The sequence below is a fragment of the Arthrobacter sp. BI5 genome (genome assembly GCF_056680065.1).
Genome location: NZ_CM155264.1, coordinates 3391882 through 3408753, shown reverse-complemented (window position 1 = coordinate 3408753; position 16872 = coordinate 3391882). Strand labels below are relative to the sequence as shown.

At 69.2% G+C, this 16872-nt stretch carries 19 protein-coding genes; 11 read left to right on the top strand and 8 right to left on the bottom strand.

What is annotated here, in order from left to right:
- Positions 1-49 precede the first annotated feature (49 nt).
- Positions 50-1279: a D-mannonate dehydratase ManD gene (gene manD / locus AC1MED_RS15730; RefSeq protein ID WP_346957868.1), complete on the top strand. Its 1230-nt coding sequence runs from the start codon at positions 50-52 to the stop codon at positions 1277-1279.
- A 111-nt stretch (positions 1280-1390) separates the two neighbouring features.
- Here the strand turns inward: manD and AC1MED_RS15725 are convergent, their stop codons facing one another.
- Both AC1MED_RS15725 and AC1MED_RS15720 read right to left on the bottom strand, forming a co-directional pair.
- On the bottom strand, positions 1391-1600 hold the full coding sequence (locus tag AC1MED_RS15725) for a hypothetical protein (RefSeq protein ID WP_346957867.1): 210 nt from the start codon (positions 1598-1600) through the stop codon (positions 1391-1393).
- 117 nt (positions 1601-1717) lie between these two features.
- On the bottom strand, positions 1718-2815 hold the full coding sequence (locus tag AC1MED_RS15720; protein ID WP_479784204.1) for a DNA alkylation repair protein: 1098 nt from the start codon (positions 2813-2815) through the stop codon (positions 1718-1720).
- A 123-nt stretch (positions 2816-2938) separates the two neighbouring features.
- On the opposite strand from AC1MED_RS15720, the gene AC1MED_RS15715 reads away from it, so the two are divergent.
- Positions 2939-3718: a phosphatase PAP2 family protein gene (locus tag AC1MED_RS15715; RefSeq protein WP_479784203.1), complete on the top strand. Its 780-nt coding sequence runs from the start codon at positions 2939-2941 to the stop codon at positions 3716-3718.
- 29 nt (positions 3719-3747) lie between these two features.
- Here the strand turns inward: AC1MED_RS15715 and AC1MED_RS15710 are convergent, their stop codons facing one another.
- Entirely contained in the window at positions 3748-4035 is a 288-nt protein-coding gene (locus AC1MED_RS15710) for a MerR family transcriptional regulator (protein WP_479784201.1), read from the bottom strand.
- A 148-nt stretch (positions 4036-4183) separates the two neighbouring features.
- Here AC1MED_RS15710 and AC1MED_RS15705 point away from each other — a divergent pair, with 148 nt between their 5' ends.
- The 4 genes from AC1MED_RS15705 to AC1MED_RS15690 all read left to right on the top strand — a co-directional run bounded on the left by AC1MED_RS15705 (position 4184) and on the right by AC1MED_RS15690 (position 7254).
- Positions 4184-4609 carry an Hsp20/alpha crystallin family protein gene (locus AC1MED_RS15705; RefSeq protein ID WP_346958035.1) on the top strand — a complete coding sequence of 142 codons (426 nt, stop codon included), beginning with the start codon at positions 4184-4186 and terminating at the stop codon, positions 4607-4609.
- A 122-nt stretch (positions 4610-4731) separates the two neighbouring features.
- On the top strand, positions 4732-5106 hold the full coding sequence (locus AC1MED_RS15700; RefSeq protein WP_346957863.1) for a J domain-containing protein: 375 nt from the start codon (positions 4732-4734) through the stop codon (positions 5104-5106).
- A gap of 66 nt (positions 5107-5172) precedes the next feature.
- A complete protein-coding gene (locus AC1MED_RS15695) occupies positions 5173-5562 on the top strand; it encodes a hypothetical protein (protein ID WP_346957862.1) in 390 nt (129 codons plus the stop codon).
- A 126-nt stretch (positions 5563-5688) separates the two neighbouring features.
- A complete protein-coding gene (locus AC1MED_RS15690) occupies positions 5689-7254 on the top strand; it encodes a glycoside hydrolase family 1 protein (RefSeq protein WP_479784199.1) in 1566 nt (521 codons plus the stop codon).
- Positions 7255-7274: 20 nt separating this feature from the next.
- On the opposite strand, the gene AC1MED_RS15685 is transcribed toward AC1MED_RS15690, so the two are convergent.
- On the bottom strand, positions 7275-8357 hold the full coding sequence (locus tag AC1MED_RS15685) for an App1 family protein (protein ID WP_479784198.1): 1083 nt from the start codon (positions 8355-8357) through the stop codon (positions 7275-7277).
- A gap of 50 nt (positions 8358-8407) precedes the next feature.
- Entirely contained in the window at positions 8408-9190 is a 783-nt protein-coding gene (locus AC1MED_RS15680; RefSeq protein WP_479784196.1) for a DUF72 domain-containing protein, read from the bottom strand.
- Positions 9191-9290: 100 nt separating this feature from the next.
- Between AC1MED_RS15680 and AC1MED_RS15675 the strand changes: the two genes are divergently transcribed.
- The 4 genes from AC1MED_RS15675 (at position 9291) to AC1MED_RS15660 (ending at position 13476) form a co-directional block, all read left to right on the top strand.
- Positions 9291-11054, top strand: a complete 1764-nt coding sequence (locus AC1MED_RS15675; RefSeq protein WP_346957858.1) for a glycoside hydrolase family 15 protein — start codon at positions 9291-9293, stop codon at positions 11052-11054.
- 144 nt (positions 11055-11198) lie between these two features.
- Positions 11199-11501 (top strand): YegP family protein, encoded by a 303-nt coding sequence (locus tag AC1MED_RS15670; protein ID WP_346957857.1) that lies wholly within the window; start codon positions 11199-11201, stop codon positions 11499-11501.
- Positions 11494-12222 (top strand): HAD family hydrolase, encoded by a 729-nt coding sequence (locus tag AC1MED_RS15665; RefSeq protein WP_479786709.1) that lies wholly within the window; start codon positions 11494-11496, stop codon positions 12220-12222. The genes AC1MED_RS15670 and AC1MED_RS15665 overlap by 8 nt, the downstream gene beginning before the upstream one ends.
- A gap of 78 nt (positions 12223-12300) precedes the next feature.
- A complete protein-coding gene (locus AC1MED_RS15660; RefSeq protein ID WP_479784194.1) occupies positions 12301-13476 on the top strand; it encodes a zinc-dependent alcohol dehydrogenase in 1176 nt (391 codons plus the stop codon).
- A gap of 81 nt (positions 13477-13557) precedes the next feature.
- On the opposite strand, the gene AC1MED_RS15655 is transcribed toward AC1MED_RS15660, so the two are convergent.
- The gene (locus AC1MED_RS15655) at positions 13558-14502 is read right to left on the bottom strand and encodes a CHAD domain-containing protein (RefSeq protein ID WP_479784192.1); all 945 of its coding nucleotides are present in this window, start codon (positions 14500-14502) and stop codon (positions 13558-13560) included.
- Positions 14503-14651: 149 nt separating this feature from the next.
- Here AC1MED_RS15655 and AC1MED_RS15650 point away from each other — a divergent pair, with 149 nt between their 5' ends.
- Positions 14652-15413 (top strand): SDR family oxidoreductase, encoded by a 762-nt coding sequence (locus AC1MED_RS15650; RefSeq protein ID WP_479784190.1) that lies wholly within the window; start codon positions 14652-14654, stop codon positions 15411-15413.
- Between the two features lie 31 nt (positions 15414-15444).
- On the opposite strand, the gene AC1MED_RS15645 is transcribed toward AC1MED_RS15650, so the two are convergent.
- Positions 15445-15828, bottom strand: coding sequence for a sterol carrier family protein (locus AC1MED_RS15645; RefSeq protein WP_479784188.1), 384 nt, complete (start codon positions 15826-15828; stop codon positions 15445-15447).
- Positions 15829-15831: 3 nt separating this feature from the next.
- A complete protein-coding gene (locus AC1MED_RS15640; protein WP_479784187.1) occupies positions 15832-16848 on the bottom strand; it encodes an asparaginase in 1017 nt (338 codons plus the stop codon).
- Positions 16849-16872: the final 24 nt, after the last annotated feature.

Below are 16872 nucleotides of genomic sequence, written 5' to 3'. Positions count from 1 at the left end.
CCTATCCCCGGACATCCTCCCGACCGACACCGAAAGCCTGGATCAGACCGTGAAAATCATTGCCGCCGAAGTTTTTGTCACCAGCCCCTCCCGCAATTTCGTGACGCTGCGGATCACCACCGAGGACGGGGTGACCGGGATCGGCGATGCGACCCTCAACGGCCGCGAACTGGCCGTCGCGGCGTACTTGAAGGAACACGTCGCGCAGTTGCTGATCGGCAAGGACCCGCACCGGATCGAGGACACGTGGCAGTTCCTGTACCGGTCTTCGTACTGGCGGCGGGGTCCGGTGACGATGGCCGCGATCGCCGCGGTGGACATGGCGTTGTGGGACATCAAGGGCAAGCTGGCCGGGATGCCGGTGTATCAGTTGTTGGGCGGGGCGTCGCGGAACGGGCTGCGTGCGTACGGCCATGCCTCCGGCTCTGACCTGGAATCGCTGTTCGACTCGGTCCGGGAGCACCTGGAGCTCGGCTACAAGTCGATCCGGATCCAGACCGCCGTGCCCGGCATCAAGGCCGTGTACGGGGTCGCGGCTCAGGCGCAGGCCTCGGGGGAGCGGTACGACTACGAACCGGCCGGCCGCGGCGCGTTCCCGCAGGAAGAGGACTGGGACACCCGCGCCTACCTGCGGCACCTGCCGACGGTGTTCGAAGCGGTCCGGAACGAGTTCGGCCCGGAAATCCCGCTGCTGCACGACGGACACCACCGGATGACGCCGATCCAGGCCGCGAAGCTGGGCAAGGCGCTGGAACCCTACGACCTGTTCTGGCTGGAGGACTGCACCCCGGCGGAGAACCAGGAGGCGCTGCGCCTGGTCCGGCAGCACACCACCACACCGCTGGCCATCGGTGAAATCTTCAACACCGTGTACGACTACCAGACGATTATCAAGGAACAGCTGATCGACTATGTCCGGGCCGCGTCCACGCACTTTGGCGGGATCTCGCCGCTGAAAAAGGTGATGGACTTCGCCGCGCAGTACCAGATCAAGTCCGGCTTCCACGGCCCCACGGACATCTCCCCGGTCGGGTTTGCCGCGCAGCTGCACGTGGGCCTGGCCATCCACAACTACGGGATCCAGGAGTACATGCAGCACTCGGATGCAACCAACGAGGTCTTCGAGCAGTCCATGACGTTCGTGGACGGCTACCTGCACCCGGGGGAGACGCCCGGCATCGGCGTTGAATTCAACGAGGAGGCTGCCGCGGCCTACCCGTACCAGCAGGCTTACCTGCCCTACAACCGCCTCGTCGACGGCACCGTCCACGACTGGTGAGCCGCCGCTGATGCCAAAAAGGTCCCGGGCGGCGATTCGCAGCTCAGCCGCCCGGGACCTGGTCTGGTAAGCGGCCGGGGCGCGTCGTCCCCGGCCTGCCGCGCCCTCGGCCTAGCGGACGACTTCCCGGGTCATTCCGAAGGGGACCTGGTCCGAAAGTGCCGCCGTGTAGTGCCCCGGCTTGTGCCGGGTCAGCAGGATGCCGTGGGTGCCGGTGAGCATGGCGAGCCGCTGCAGCCCCTGGACGGCGTCGTTGAGCCGGTCGTCCAAGAGTTGGCGGTTGTCGACCTGGATCTCGATGCATTCGCTTGCTGTCGTCATCGCACTGTCTTTCCTGGAAGTGGTTGCCGCGGCGTCCGACGGCTGAAGCGAGGATAACGTCTGATTTAAATGTGAGTCAAATCACCACGCGGGTGCGCCGCCTGCAGCTTCCGTACCTTAAGTCAGCACCGTGAAACCGGCCGCCGGATAACGCACCCCGTTGACCTGCGGCTGCAGCGCGTGATCGCCGGGGTGGTGGACCCGGGTGGTCATCTGGCGGAAGGCATGGCGCTTTGAAAATGTCCTGGATTCACCCGGCCCGAGGACGGCTATGCCGAGCTTGAACACTTTGTCCGCGAGGACGCCGTTGGCTTTGGCGTAGTGCACGACGTAGTCGACGGCGATGCGGGCCTCCGCCGGGCCGGTATTGGCGACGTCGAAATCGAAGCCCAGGTCCCCCGGCAGTTCGACGACGGTGCGGTCGAGCCGGGGAGTTGTCACGGCGAGCGACGCCGGCACGAACCCGAGCAGCTCCAGCGCCCCGGGATGGGCCTTCTTGACCAGGGTCCGCAGGCCGTGCCGGACCACCCTGGCGGTGTTCGCGTCCGGCTCCGCCAGCCAGCGCGCTGCGGTGGCGATTACGTCGGCGGGGGCATGCCGGGCCAGGTCGTTCAAGTGGTTGGCCACCGAACGCCGGACGTCGTCGACCGGGTCGCGGTACAGGGCGTCGAGGATCGGCAGGGTTGCCGCCGGCCGGGCCGTGAGCCCGGGAACACGGATTGCCCACGGCAGGTACGCCCGGGTGCCCTCGCTGGCGAGCCGGCGGACCTGCCAGTCCGGGTGGGTGGTCCAGCGCTGGATGACCGCCAGGGCCCGGTCCAGGTCCGCGTCCAGGAGCCGCCGGATGGCGAACTCTCCCGTGAGCCGAGGAGTCAGCTCGGCGAGCAGCGACAGGCAGTCCTCGAAGTCGCCGGGAACCCTCCGGGCAAGGGCGAGGGCGGCGGCCGACTCGCTGACCGGCCAGATCATCCAGCCGGTGAAGTCCGGGTCCTTCAGCGCCCGGCGGAAGACCGCCGCCGCAGCGCGGTAGTCGCCGGGAAGGTCCGTAAGCATGGCGGCGCTGAGCAGGTCGGTGCGCCCGCGCAGGCCCAGTCCGTCCAGCTGTCCGGCCGTGCCGGCCAGGTGCGGGAAGCGGCGGCCGGGGGAAGCGGCGGCAAGGATCCGTTCCAGCGAGCCGACCACCCCGGGGTTGATCAGTTCATTCATGACACCCATGGCTTCAGGCTACCGGCGGGAACGGCGCGGGACCGGCTGCCGGCCCGACGCGCCCGCGGCGCCGGAACCGGGATATTCTTCACGTTGGGAATGTCCACACACGGCGCAGAGGCGGCTACGGGAATGGCAGAGCAGAAAACCGGGAAACCCGGCTGGTGGCAGGTCTTCCACGACAAGTTCGTGGTGGAGGAGCGCTACATGAGCGTGGATGCGCGGCGGAATCTGTACCGGATCGCCGTCGTTCTTATGGTCGTCGGCGTCGTGGCGTTCACCACTATCCTGGTCAGCGTGCTGCAGCACGGCGGTATCACCGCCGTTGACGAGCCGGTGCGCTCCGGGCTCGTGGCGCTGCGCGGGGAGCCGGCCACGACCATCATGATCATCCTGGCCATTGTCTTCGGCCCCATCGGCCTGCCGATCATCATCCTGGTGTTCACGGTGGCCTGGGGGCTGCTGGCCAAGCACGCTTGGCGGCCGATGGTGCTGGCCGGTGGCATGCTGACCGGAGTCATCCTGGCCCAGATCATCGGCCGGTCCGTCGGCCGGCAGCGCCCGCCGGTGGACCTCATGCTCTTCGGGGCGGACTCCACCTTCTCGTTCCCGTCAGGCCACGTCCTGGGCGCCTGTGACTTCCTGCTGATCACCACGTTCCTGGTCTTCTCCCGCCGCAAGAATCCGAAAGCCGCCGTCGCGGGTTTCACCGTGGCCGGCATCGGGATCATCTTCGCCGCGCTCAGCCGGCTTTACCTGGGCTACCACTGGACCACCGACGCCCTCGCCTCGCTGTCCATCTCGTTCGTGATCCTGGGCGCCGTGATCCTGCTGGACACCTGGCGGACCGCCAGGATCCCGGGGGAGCGGATCACCGGTGAGCTTTCCAAGCAGGAGACCGGCGCGGAGTAAGCGCCGGCGGATACGGGGCGCGCTGCCGGTCAGCGCGCCCCGCGTCGTTTAAGCTCCGCACGGAGCTTGGCATTAGCCGCTTCCAGTTCCAGCACCTTGGCGACGCCGGCGAGGTTCAGGCCTTCGTCCAGCAGCTCACTGATCCGGCGCAGCACCACCAAATCCGTCTCGCTGTACTGCCGCGTTCCGCCCGCCGTGCGGTCCGGCGTCAGGAGGCCCCTGCGCTCGTACAGCCGGATGTTTTGCGGTCCGGTCCCAACCAGCTGAGCCACCACGGAGATGGCGTAAACCCCGACGTCGGCTTCACGTTCCGCCATGGCTCACGTCCTTATCGTTTGGTCCAAGAATTTCCTGTTGCATCAGTTTGGCACTGGTGCTATAAAAAATCTATATCCATCACCACAGATAATGGGTGGCTGGATAGGCAGGAAATTTCAAGCCTCTTGTATGAAGGAGTGGGAAATGATGTTGATGCGTACGGACCCGTTCCGTGAATTGGACCGGCTGACCCAGCAAGTCTTCGGAACGGCGGCGCGGCCCGCCGCCATGCCGATGGATGCGTGGCAGGAGGAGGGCGAATTCGTCGTCGCGTTCGACCTTCCCGGCGTCAATGTCGACTCGGTTGATCTCGACATCGAACGCAACGTCCTGACCGTCAGGGCCGAACGGCGCGAACCGGCGCAGCCGAACGTTGAGTTGATCGCCTCGGAACGGCCGCGCGGGGTCTTCAGCCGCCAACTGATCCTGGGCGACACGCTGGACACCGACAAGGTCAAGGCGAGCTACGCCGACGGCGTCCTGACGCTCCGGATTCCGGTGTTGGAGCAGGCCAAGCCGCGGAAGATTGAAATCACGCACACGCAGGACAAGATGCAGGAGATCGGGAAGTAACAGCGCCGCGGCGGAGGTCTCCAGCCGCTGACGGTGCGGGGAACAGCCCGGCCGCAACCTGCGGCCGGCTGATCCCCGGCGGATCAGCCCGAACCCCGCCCGGCCAGCCAGGAGGTGAGCCGATGAACCGCGACCCGCGCGGCTTCTATGCCGCGTTGCACGTCGCGCCGGATGCGACCCCGGCCGAGATCCAGCGCTCCTTCCGCGCACTGATGCGCCGCCGCCATCCCGACGTCGAAGCGTCCGCCGGTGCGGGGGCCGACGGCGGGGAGGAGGTGCGCCGCATCCTCGAGTCATTTGCGGTGCTGCGGAATCCGGACGCACGGGCCGCCTACGACGCCGCCGGTTCCGCGGCTCGGCAGGCCGGGCCGGCAGACGCCGGGGGCACCGCCGCCGGCACTTCCGCCGTCGGCCGGGACATACCGGTGCGGCACCACCGAGGCCGGCAGCCGGTGCTGCGCGTGACCCCGGTGCGGTGGGAGCGGGGTCCGGAGTAACGCGGGAACCGGACGCTGTGCCGGCGCCGCACAACAGGCAGGAACACAAGAAAAAGGAGTACAGCTATGAGCGCATGGCGGCGTTACGACTCGCACCTCATTCCGGCCTTCCACGAACGGTTTGAGGAGCGCTGGGGCGAGGGCACGGCACCGTTCCTGGACCCGGAGGCCCATGAACTGCCCATGCCACGTGCGCAATGGATCAACGTGGACACCGGTGCGGCCCTGGCGGTGGTGCCCATCTGGGCCGCCGAGGACCGCCAGCACCGCTCGTTCGGGGTGTTCTATTTGCCGCCCGCCGGGGACATCTGGGTACTCCGGCCAGGGTTCACCGGCTACTTGGAACCCGCGGCAGACGACGCGGAACAGCTGCTAAGCCTGCGGAACGACGCGTTCAAGAAAGCCGTCGCACACGCGAAGGAGTTCCTCTTCGGGCCGGAGGCCGGCAGTTACTGAGCAGCTACTGACTTGGGCCGGGCGGGGGCGCCCCGGCGGGTGGATGGCCGCGCCGGTTGTGGCGCGGGCCCCCACCGGGGCCTAAAATCAATCAACCACCAGCGCAACTGCATAGGGGATCCGCCAATGAATGCTTCCGCCCACGATCTGGCCGCCCTGCTGCCGCCCGGATTCACCATGGGCGTGGCAACCGCCGCCTTCCAGATCGAAGGGGCGCTGGACGAGGACGGGCGGGGACCCTCCGGCTGGGACGTCTTTGCGGCCACCCCGGGCTCGATTGTCAACGACCACAGCCCCGCAATCGCCTGCGACCACTACCACCGGATGCCCGAAGACGTGGCGCTGATGAAGGAATTGGGGATCGATTCGTACCGGTTCTCGCTGTCCTGGCCCCGGATCCAGCCCGGCGGCAGCGGCCCGGTCAATCCCAAGGGATTGGACTTCTATGACCGGCTGATCGACCTGCTGCTGGCCAACGGCATCACGCCGATGGCCACGCTGTACCACTGGGACACCCCGCTGGAACTGGACGAGGCCGGCGGCTGGATGAACCGGGACACCGCCTACCGGCTGGGGGAATTCGCCGCCATTGCCGCCGCGGCGTACGGGGACCGGGTGGCCCGCTGGGTGACCATCAACGAACCGGCCACGGTGAGTGCCAACGGCTACATGCTGGGCGTCCACTCCCCGGGGGAAGCCCACATGCTCAAGGCGCTGCCGAGTGTCCACCACCAGCTGCTCGGCCACGGGCTGGCGATGCAGGCGCTGCGGGCCGCGAAAGTACCCGGCGAGATCGGCCTCACCAACGTCTATTCGCCAATGGTCCCGGCCTCCGGCAACCCGCTGGACAAGGTCAGCGCAGGGCTGATGGACATGGCCCAGAACCGCCTCTACGCAGATCCGGTGCTGCTGGGCAAGTACCCGGACGCCATCAGGGCCGCCACCTTCTTCTCATCCTTCAGCCCCTCCAGCGAGGACATGGAGCTGATCTCGCAGCCGCTGGACTTCTACGGATTGAACTACTACATGCCCACCCGCGTGGCCGCCGGGCCCGGCGAGGGGACCGTGCCCAAAGGCATGGCCGAGGCCATGGGCAACGACCTGAACGGCGGCGGCTCCGGCACGCCGTTCCACATCCAGAGTTTCCCGGACACCGAGATCACCGCCTACGGCTGGCCGATCAAGCCGGATTACATGGCGGTCGCGCTGGTGGAAATGGCGGAACGCTACCCGGACCTGCCGCCGGTCTACATCACCGAGGGCGGCGCCAGCTTCGAGGACCTGGAAATCCACGACGCCGAGGGCCGACTGATCGTCCCGGATGAGCGGCGGGTGCGGTACCTCGCCGAGCACATCGGGGCGGCCATCGAGGCGACCTCGCCCGGCGGCCCCGCCGAGTCGATCGAGCTGCGCGGCTACTATGTGTGGTCGCTGCTGGACAACTTTGAATGGTCCGCCGGCTACAAGCAGCAGTTCGGCCTGCTGCACGTGGACCGGGACACCATGGTGCGCACGCCGAAGGCCTCCTACTACTGGATCCGGGAGCTGATGGCAGCCCGGAACCGGTCCGCCGGCGGGGACGCGGCGGAGGGTGCCGGGGCCGCGGCCGCAACGGAAGGTGCCGGTGCTGCGGGCGCGGCGGAAGCTGCCGGCGTCGACGTCGAAACTCCCGCAGCCGGCGCAGGAGCCTGAGCGGGGAGCGCGGCGGCCGGCTAGAGGATCTCCAGCTCCTGCAGGCGCTTGGCCATGCCGGCGCCGTCGGGCGAGTAGACCCACGGGACACTGGAACCCGTGTGGTCGCCGTTCTCGGAATGTCCGCCGGCCAGTACGGCCTCGCCGGTGGAGAGTTGGCGGATGCCGATCGCGGCCACCTTGTCGCCGTGGTCCCGGGCGAACTGTGAATAGATGGCCTCGTCGTGCTGGCCGTTGTCGCCGAACAGGAGCCAGCGCATGTTGGGGAACTCCTTGGCCAGCAGTTCCAGGTTCCGGCGCTTGTGGTCCTGGCCGCTGCGGAACCAGCGGTCGTGGGTGAGGCCCCAGTCGGTCAGCAGCAGCGTGCCGGAGGGGTACATGTTGCGGGTGATGAAGCGTGCCAGCGTCGGCGCGGCGTTCCACGGCCCGGTGGAGAGGTAGATCACCGGCGCCTCGGGATGTTCGACCAGGAGCCGGTCCATCAGCACGGCCATGCCCGGAGTGGCCATCCGGGCCCGCTCGTTGAGCACAAAGGTGTTCCACAGAGCCAGGAACGGCCGGGGGAGTGCTGTGACCATGATGGTGTCGTCAATGTCGGAGACGATGCCCAGGGTGGTGTCCGGGGAGATGACATAAATCATCGCCTCCGCCGGCTCGGTGCCCTCGGCCCGCAGTACGGCGCGATGCCAGCCGGGCGTGAGCGAAACCTGGACCACGGTGTCCACGAGGCCGCCACGGTCAGCGTGCACGGTGGTGGTGATCCCGCCGATCTCGATGTCCACCTCAATAAACTGGATCGGCACGGACGTAAAGGCCCGCCAGCCGCGGACATTCTGGTTGCCGTTTTCCGCCGCCTGCGCCGCCCGGCTGCCCGGGGCGGGCTTGCTGGTGAGCAGCACGCGGCCGAGGACTCGGACCCACTCGGTGGAACCGTAGCCCTGGTACGCGATGGTTTGCGGGGTGAACTTCCAGCGCCTGGCCGCCTTCAGGCGGAGATGGTTGACCGTGTCCGAGACCAGGTGGGCCAGCCGGAAGGCCTGGCTGCCCGAGACCTTGTTCTTACGCGGTGGTTCCTGCGCTGACTGCTGAGACGCCAATTCCATGCCTCCACTCTCCCACAGAGGCGGCCTGCTCCGGCGATTGCGTCAGCGGCTCAGGCGCCCAGCAATTCGCGCAGCCGGGTGGCGTTGCGCACCGCGTTGCCGCCGCCGTCGTTGTTGAAATACGCGTAGACCTCCTTGCCCGCCGCCTGCCATTCGCGGATCCGGTCCGCCCACCAGCCCAGCTCCTGGTCCGAGTAGGAGCCAGCGTAGAGGTGGTCCCGGTCCGGACCGTGCAGCCGAACGTACACGAACGGGGCGGTGGCCCGCAGGATGCAGGGCAGCTGCGCCCCGCTCATGACGCAGTAGGCGGCGCCGTGCCGTTCCAGCAGCTCATACACCGCCGGGTGGTCCCAGCTGGCGTGGCGGAACTCCACGCTGACCCGGATCCAGCCCGGCAGCGCGGCCAGGAAGTAGTCCAGCCGGGCGTCGTCGCGGGCGAAATCCGGCGGCAGCTGCACCAGCAACACGGCACGCTTGTCCCCCAATTCGTGCCAGCACCGGGTGATCCGCTCCACCCAGGCCTCCGGGCCGTAGAGTTTCTTGCCGTGCGTCAGTCCCCGCGGGGCCTTGACGGACATGGTGAAGCCCTCGGGCAGCCGGCGCCGCCAACTTGCAAAGGACACCTCCCGCGGCCAGCGGTAGAAACTCGCGTTCAGCTCCACCGTAGTGAAACGGGAGGCATAGGTGGCCAGCCGGTCCCGGGCCGGCAGCCCGGGCGGGTAGAGCACGTTCTCCCAGTGGTCGTAGCTCCATCCGCTGGTCCCGATCTGCGGCACCCCGGCGGAGAGGTGCGGGCCGCCGTCGTGATGCGCCCAGAATTCCTGTTCCGGCATGCTGGGATCGTAACCGGAGCAGCGCCGCCCGGCCCAGCCCCGCACGCTGAGCACGCCCGGCTCCTCGTCCGGCCGTGGGTCCTGTGGCAGGGTAAGAGCCATGGCACGCATCGAGGATTACGCAATGGTCGGCGATCTGCACACCGCCGCATTGATCAGCACCGAAGGCTCCATCGACTGGCTGTGCCTGCCCCGCTTCGACTCGCCGGCCTGCTTCAACGCCCTGCTGGACAGCCCCAAAGCCGGCCGCTGGCTGCTCGCGCCGGCCGCCGGCGGCGAATGCACCCGGCGGCGCTACCGCAAGAACACCCTCGTCTTGGAAACCGAATGGGAAACCCCGGAGGGCAAGGTCAAAGTCATCGACTTCATGTCGCCCCGGGACGGCGCGGCGGACATTGTGCGGATCGTGGTGGGGGTCCGCGGGACCGTCCGGATGCGCGGGGAGCTGGCCCTGCGGTTCGACTACGGCCACATTGTCCCCTGGGTCCGCCGCGATGAGCACGGCATCCACGCCGTCGCCGGCCCCGACGCCGCCTACCTGGTCACCGACGCGCCGCTGCGCGGCGAGCACATGCAGACCGCCAGCGACTTCACCGTCAAGGCCGGGGAACGTGTTCCGTTCGTGCTGACCTGGGCGCCCAGCCACCTCGGCCGGCCGCGGAGGGTGGATCCGGAAGCCGTCCTGGCAGCCACCGAATCGTTCTGGCGCCAGTGGACGGAAAAATGCAGCGCCACCGGCCCGTACCGCGACGCCGTGCTGCGCTCGCTGATCACGCTCAAGGCCCTGACCTTCGCCCCGACCGGCGGCATCGTGGCGGCCGTGACTACGTCCCTGCCGGAGGAACTCGGCGGGGAACGCAACTGGGACTACCGCTACTGCTGGCTGCGCGATGCGACCCTGACCCTGCAGGCCCTGCTCGCCTCGGGCTACTCCGAGGAGGCCGCCGCCTGGCGGAACTGGCTGCTGCGCGCGGTGGCCGGCGACCCTGCGGACCTGCAGATCATGTACGGCCTGCACGGCGAGCGCAGGCTTCCGGAAATGACGCTGGACTGGCTGGCCGGCTACGAGGGGTCGGTGCCTGTGCGGATCGGCAACGGCGCGGCCGGCCAACTGCAGCTTGACGTCTGGGGCGAGGTGCTGGACTGCCTGGCCCTGACCCGGACCTCCCTGCTGCTGGACGGCGACGATTCGTGGGACGTCCAGGTGGCGCTGATGGAGCACCTGGAGACCGCGTGGGACCGGCCGGACAACGGCCTCTGGGAAATGCGCGGGCCGCGCCGCCATTTCACCCACTCCAAGGTGATGGCCTGGGTGGCGGCGGACCGCATGGTCAAGGGCGTCCGGGATGCCGGCTTGCCCGGACCGGCGGACCGCTGGGAAGAACTCCGGGACCGCATCCACGCCGACGTTATGGCCAACGGTTTCGACGTCGAACGCAACACCTTCGTGCAGTCCTACGGCCGTCCGGAACTGGACGCCGCCCTGCTGCTCATCCCGCGGGTGGGGTTCCTGCCGCCGGACGATCCGAGGGTGGTGGGCACCATCGAGGCCGTGCAACGGGAGCTCACGCACGACGGCTTCGTGCTGCGCTACCGGCAGGAGCAAAGCGACGACGGGCTCGCGGGCGGCGAGGGGGTCTTTCTCGCGTGTTCCTTCTGGCTGGTGGACGCGCTGATCGGCGCGGGCCGGCGGCGCGAGGCCCGGGAGCTGTTCGAACGTCTGCTCGCGCTGCGCAATGACGTCGGGCTGCTGAGCGAGGAATGGGGCGTCGAGGAGGCCCGGCAGCTGGGGAACACACCCCAGGCGTTCAGCCACTTCGCGCTGGTGCGCAGCGCCCTGCACCTCCAGGGGGACGGCCTCTGACGGCGGGCTCTTCAACGGGCTCCGGCACCGCTGACGGCGGCGCTATCCGCCCGACCCGAACCCGTCCCCGGACTTTCCTCCAGAGCTTAGATAAGTATACTTACTAATATCCCCGCACGGGGTGCAGGATTGAAGGAGTATGCAATGGCTGGATATTTCGAGCTCGTGGATGCGCCCGACGGCGGCTACCGGATTCGAATGATGGACGCTACCGGCGGTCTGATGGCCGTCTCGGTCACCTTCCCCACCAAACGGGCGGCCGTGGCCGGCATCGCCCAGGCGCGGGAGATCGCCGGCACCGGCCTGATCCGTGACCGCAGCGGCGACGGCCAGTCGGCAGTGATGGCCTCCATGGCCAAGCGGCGCACCGGCGGCGGCGCAGGACGCGGCTCGTCCCTCTCTGGCGGCACCCTGGCGGCCACGAAGCGCACCCGTGCCCATCACTGATACCCCGCCCGCCGCCCCGCACCAGCCCGCCGGGACGCACCAGGCCGCCGTCCTCTTCGACGTCGACGGGACGCTGGTCGACTCCTCCTACATCCACGCGCTGGCTTGGTGGCAGGCGTTCCGGCAGGCGGGCTATGACGTCCCGATGGCCAGCATTCACCGCTCGGTGGGGATGGGCGGGGACCGGATCCTGGACCGCCTGCTGCCCGGGGACCGCGACAAGGGCGGCGATGCCGACATCATGGCTTCCCACGCCGCCGTGTTCTCCACGTTCTGGCCCTCGCTGCGCCGGCTCGACGGTGCGCGGGAGCTGCTGGCGCAGTGCTTCGACTCCGGCCTCGCCGTCGCCCTGGCGTCCTCGGCCCGGGACCGCGACCTGGAGATGCTGCGCGCCACCATCGACGCCGATGCCTACATCCACGCCGCCACCAGCTCGGCCGACGCAAAGGAAAGCAAGCCCGCGCCGGACATCCTTATCGCGGCGCTCCACGCCGTCGGCGTCCCCGCCGCGAACGCGGTGTACGTTGGCGACGCCGTCTGGGACATTTACGCCGCCGGCAAGCTGGACATCCCTGCGATCGGCCTCACCTGCGGCGGCACCAGCGAAGCCGAACTCCGCGAAGCCGGCGCCGTGGAGGTCTACGAAAGCCCGCGGGCCCTGCTGGAGAACCTAGCCGGCAGCGCCATCGGCCGGCTCGCCGCGCGGGTCCACGGCGGCTGACGCCTGGCGGCCGTAACCGGCCGCCCCGATTCTTCCTTCCAAATTTTCCCCTCCAGACCGCGACCGAAAGGCAAGCACATGAAGGCACTTACTTGGCAGGGCAAACGTTCCGTGAGCGTTGAAGAAGTTCCCGATCCGGTGATCCAGGAGCCCACCGACGCGATCGTCCGCATCACGTCGACGGGGATCTGCGGCTCCGACCTGCACCTCTACGAGGTCCTCGGCCCCTACATGCACAAGGGCGACATCATCGGCCACGAGCCGATGGGCGTCGTGGTGGAGGTGGGCAGCGCCGTCACCAACCTGGCCAAGGGCGACCGCGTGGTCATCCCGTTCAACATCTCCTGCGGCCACTGCTTTATGTGCAGCCAGGGACTGCAGTCCCAGTGCGAAACGACCCAGGTCAAGGAAAAAGGCTCCGGAGCCTCGCTCTTCGGCTTCTCCGAGCTGTACGGCTCCGTGCCAGGCGGTCAGGCGGAATACCTGCGGGTCCCGCACGCCGACTACGGGCCCATCAAGGTGGGCTCGGAACTCCCGGACGAACGCTACCTCTTCCTCTCCGACATCCTGCCCACCGCCTGGCAGGGTGTGAAGTACGCGGACGTGGCCGAGGGCGGCACCCTCGCCGTTATGGGCCTGGGCCCGGTGGGACAGTTTGCCTCACGGATCGGCAAGCACTTCGGCCTGCGCGTCATCGGCGTCGATCCCGTGCCGGAGCGCCGGGCGATGGCGGAACGGCACGGCGTCGAGACCCTGGACTTCTCCAAGGGCGTCGCCGACGAACTTCGCTCCATGACCCAGGGCAGGGGCGCCGACTCCGTGGTGGACGCCGTCGGGATGGAAGCCCATGACTCGCCCGTGGCCTCGTTCGCCCAGCACGCGGCCGGGCTGCTGCCGGACAAGCTGGCCCAGAAAGCCTTCGAGACCGTGGGAGTGGACCGGCTGTCCGCCCTCCACACCGCCCTGGACGCGGTCCGGCGCGGCGGCACCGTCTCGCTGAGCGGCGTGTACGGCGGCACGGCCTCCCCGATGCCGCTGATGCACATGTTCGACAAGCAGATCCAGCTGCGGATGGGCCAGTGCAACGTCCGCCGCTGGACCGAGGACCTGCTGCCGCTGGTGGAAGCCGACGCCGACCCGCTGGGCGTTATGGACCTCGTGACCCACCAGGCCAGCCTGGACGAGGCCCCCGCGATGTACGAGAAGTTCCAGAAGAAGCAGGACGGCTGCATCAAGGTGGTGCTGAAGCCCTGACGGGTTGCCGGCGGCGCCCGGGAACGCTGCCGGTGCGGGGTCGGTTCCGCGGCTGCGGGCGGTTCCCCGGCTGCGGCCGCCTCAGCGGGCGGGATACTTCCTTTTCCAGAGTTTCAGGAAAACCCGCTCCGAGGCGGCCGCGAGGCTCTCCTCCTTGGCGTGCAGCCGGCCGTAGCTGAAGCCGTTCTCCCCGCTGCGCAGCGCCCGGCCGCCCAGCTCGGCCAGCCGCTCCCGCGCCACGACGCTGTCCTGGTGCAGGCCCAGGAGCTGCTGGATTTTCCGCGCAGATTTCGCGAGCCGCTTTGCGCGCCGGTGCCGCTTTTTCCCGGCCGTCAGGGTGGCGGCCAGTTCGGCGGAGTACCGCAGCCGCTTGGCCGCCTTCCGGACCTCGTGCAGGCCGGCATCCCGGGTGGGGCCGCCGTCGTCGGGGGCGCCGTCCTCGTCTGGGGCGCTGCCGCCGCCGCGGGCCCCGCCGTCGTCGTCAGCCGGGGCGAGGGACGCGACAGCGCGCGCCAACCGGCGCTGGTCCTTGGCAACCAGCCTGCCGATCCCCGCCCCCGGAACTCCTGCCGCCTTCGGTGCCGCCGGCGCGTCGCTGAGGAAGTCCTCGAGGGCCGCCAGCAGGCGGGTGTACCGCTCGCTCCGGAGCCCCTCGAGTGCCGCGTCGAATCCGGCGGCGGCCAGGGAGTCGAGCTCCTCGTCGATCCTGAGCGCGGCCGGGCCGAAACGCAGCGCCTCCGGCTCCTGGGCGAGCAGGGCGGTCAGCCTGGCATGGACGACGCCCGGGTCCCGGGCAGCCCCGAGGAGGCCTGAAAGCCAGCGCAGTTCGTCCCGGAGCGGCTCCACGGCCCCGGCTTCGAACAGCGGCCGGCCCGAAGCGAGCAGCGAGCGGAGGCGGCGCGCGGCGACACGCATCTGGTGGACGTCGTCGGGCTTCCTGGCGAGAACTCCGGGAGCGCGCCGGCGCAGCTCAGCGAGCTGCTGCCCGAGATAGGCCAGCAGGACCTCGCCCGCGGTGGTTGCCACGCTTTACTCTACTTCCTGCGCGCAAGGCCCGCGCGGCCCCGCGAGGTGGCAGATCGCGGCAATGTTTCCGCCGGACACTGCCGCGACATGCCATCTCGGCATAGGCTGTCCGGGACCGGATTCCAGCACGCCACCCCAGGGAGCCCCCAATGACACGCCAGCACCACCCAGGCCGGGTCGCCGTCGTCACCGGAGCAGGCTCGGGGATCGGCAGGGCGGTGGCACGGCTCATGCTCGCGGACGGCTACCGGGTGGTGCTGGCCGGCAGACGTGAGGAACCGCTGCTGGAGACCGGCGCCGGCCACGCGCAGGCGCTGGCCGTCCCCTGCGACGTCACCCGGCCCGACGACGTCGAGCGGCTTTTCGCCGCGGCGCTGGAGCAGTGGGGGCGGGTGGACGTGCTGTTCAACAACGCCGGCGTGTTCGGCCCCGCCGCCTCGGTGGACGAGATCAGCGTCGAGGACTGGGAAGCCACGGCCGCGGTGAACCTGACCGGTTCCCTGTTGTGCGCGGCCGCCGCGGTGCGGGCGATGAAGGCGCAGTCGCCGCAGGGCGGCCGGATCATCAACAACGGTTCCATCGCCGCGCACTCTCCGAGGCCGCGGACCGTGGCCTACACGGTCACCAAGCACGCGATCACCGGCCTGACCAAGAGCATCGAGCTCGACGGCCGCGGGTTCGGCATCAGCTGCGGGCAGATCGACATCGGCAACGCGGCCACGGAGCTGATGGACCAGATTGGCGTCGGCGACGGCGCGCTCCAGGCCGACGGCAGCCGCCGGACGGAGCCGACGTTCCCGGTGGAGGACGCGGCCCGGGCCGTGCTGCTGATGGCCGGCATGCCCGCCTCCGCCAGCGTCGGCTCGCTCGTGATCACCGCCGCGGGGATGCCGTTCATCGGGCGGGGCTGAGCCGTCACGGCGGCAGCCGGCCGCTGACCGTCTAGAGCGGCAGCAGGCCGGAGAGGTCGGCGCGCAGTCCTGAGGCGGCCACCTTGCCGGCGTCCACCGCGTCCGCCCAGCTGAGCCGGCCGCTGACCATCGCGAGCCAGGTGGCGGCGTCGCACTCGATGACGTTCGGGGGAGTGCCGCGGGTGTGCCGGGGGCCCTCCACGCACTGGGTGACGCCGAACGGCGGGACGCGGACCTCCACCGAGTTCCCGGGGGCCCGCGCGGTGACCTCCTCGAGGGAGTACCGCACCGCCGTCGCAAGCGTGGGGCGCGGGACCGCCGGGGCGGTGTCCTGTGCCGGGGCGGTGGCTTCCCGCCAGGCGGCCAGCGCCGCACGGCCCTCGTCCACCGGAATCCGGCGCCGCTGAACAGCCACGGCCTAGTCCAGCAGCGCCGAGACGGCGTGGCCGAGGCGGATCTTACCGACCGGCCGGCCGCCTCCGAGCACCGGATCGACGACCTTGTCCAGGACGCTTGAGACCTCCGGGATCTCCACGGCGCCCGCGGCGGCGAGTAAGGTCAGGCCCACCAGGGTGGTGGCGCGGACATTGCCGTCGAGGACCTTGATCGCCACCGACACGCCTTGCGGGGTGGCCATGACCAGCACGCCCTCGGCGCCGACCTTGGCGATGATGCCGAGCTCGTCCATCACGATCGTGTTGGCCTGGCCCCGGCCCTGCACCGCCCACGGGTAGTCCAGCATGGAGGTGGCAATGGTGGCGGCGCGGGCGTTGGAGTTCTTGTCCCCGGGCGCCTTGGCCAGGCGGGAGAAGGCGCGGGCGAGTCCGGTGAGTGAGACCGCGGCCACCGGGGCGCCGCAACCGTCAATGCCGAGATGGGCGATCTTCTCGCCGCAGTATTCTTCGACCACGGAGCGGATGCGCTGCTGCAGGGGATGGTTCGGCTCCAAGTAGCTGTGCGTGTCCCAGCCGTTTTCGGTGCAGGCCCAGAGGAACGCGGCGTGCTTCCCCGAGCAGTTGAACGCCAGCCGCGATTTCCCGCGTTCGGTCTGGACCAGCCACGTCCGGGCGGTCTCGTCCTCGGGCCAGGCGGCGGGGCACTGGAGCTGGTCCTCTTTGGCGCCCGCGGCCTTGAGCATGCCTTCCACCACGTCCATGTGGTCGAGGGACCCGACGTGGCTGCCGCAGGCGATTGCCACCTGCGCGCCGCGCAGCGGAACACCGGACTGCATGGATGCCAGCGCCTGCAGGGGCTTGAGCGTGGAACGGGCGTAAATCGGGGTGGTGATGTCCCCGAGCTCGGTGACGACGTTGCCGTCCGCGGACATTACGACGGCGGAGCCGATGTGGCGGGACTCGATGAAACCGCTGCGTTCCACGACTGCCAATTCGACGGCGGACTCAACAGTGAAGGTGGCATGCGGGTTCAGAGGCATGCTGCCAGTCTATGGTGCGTTGGC

Bases quoted from the DNA above. Each gene is read 5' to 3' on its own strand.
- AC1MED_RS15705 (WP_346958035.1), top strand. From the start codon at position 4,184: ATGTTGATGCGTACGGACCCGTTCCGTGAATTGGACCGGCTGACCCAG.
- AC1MED_RS15690 (WP_479784199.1), top strand. From the start codon at position 5,689: ATGAATGCTTCCGCCCACGATCTGGCCGCCCTGCTGCCGCCCGGATTC.
- AC1MED_RS15675 (WP_346957858.1), top strand. From the start codon at position 9,291: ATGGCACGCATCGAGGATTACGCAATGGTCGGCGATCTGCACACCGCC.
- AC1MED_RS15725 (WP_346957867.1), bottom strand. From the start codon at position 1,600: ATGACGACAGCAAGCGAATGCATCGAGATCCAGGTCGACAACCGCCAA.
- AC1MED_RS15695 (WP_346957862.1), top strand. From the start codon at position 5,173: ATGAGCGCATGGCGGCGTTACGACTCGCACCTCATTCCGGCCTTCCAC.
- AC1MED_RS15670 (WP_346957857.1), top strand. From the start codon at position 11,199: ATGGCTGGATATTTCGAGCTCGTGGATGCGCCCGACGGCGGCTACCGG.
- AC1MED_RS15650 (WP_479784190.1), top strand. From the start codon at position 14,652: ATGACACGCCAGCACCACCCAGGCCGGGTCGCCGTCGTCACCGGAGCA.
- AC1MED_RS15680 (WP_479784196.1), bottom strand. From the start codon at position 9,190: ATGCCGGAACAGGAATTCTGGGCGCATCACGACGGCGGCCCGCACCTC.
- AC1MED_RS15710 (WP_479784201.1), bottom strand. From the start codon at position 4,035: ATGGCGGAACGTGAAGCCGACGTCGGGGTTTACGCCATCTCCGTGGTG.
- AC1MED_RS15685 (WP_479784198.1), bottom strand. From the start codon at position 8,357: ATGGAATTGGCGTCTCAGCAGTCAGCGCAGGAACCACCGCGTAAGAAC.
- AC1MED_RS15660 (WP_479784194.1), top strand. From the start codon at position 12,301: ATGAAGGCACTTACTTGGCAGGGCAAACGTTCCGTGAGCGTTGAAGAA.
- AC1MED_RS15640 (WP_479784187.1), bottom strand. From the start codon at position 16,848: ATGCCTCTGAACCCGCATGCCACCTTCACTGTTGAGTCCGCCGTCGAA.
- AC1MED_RS15715 (WP_479784203.1), top strand. From the start codon at position 2,939: ATGGCAGAGCAGAAAACCGGGAAACCCGGCTGGTGGCAGGTCTTCCAC.
- AC1MED_RS15700 (WP_346957863.1), top strand. From the start codon at position 4,732: ATGAACCGCGACCCGCGCGGCTTCTATGCCGCGTTGCACGTCGCGCCG.
- AC1MED_RS15720 (WP_479784204.1), bottom strand. From the start codon at position 2,815: ATGGGTGTCATGAATGAACTGATCAACCCCGGGGTGGTCGGCTCGCTG.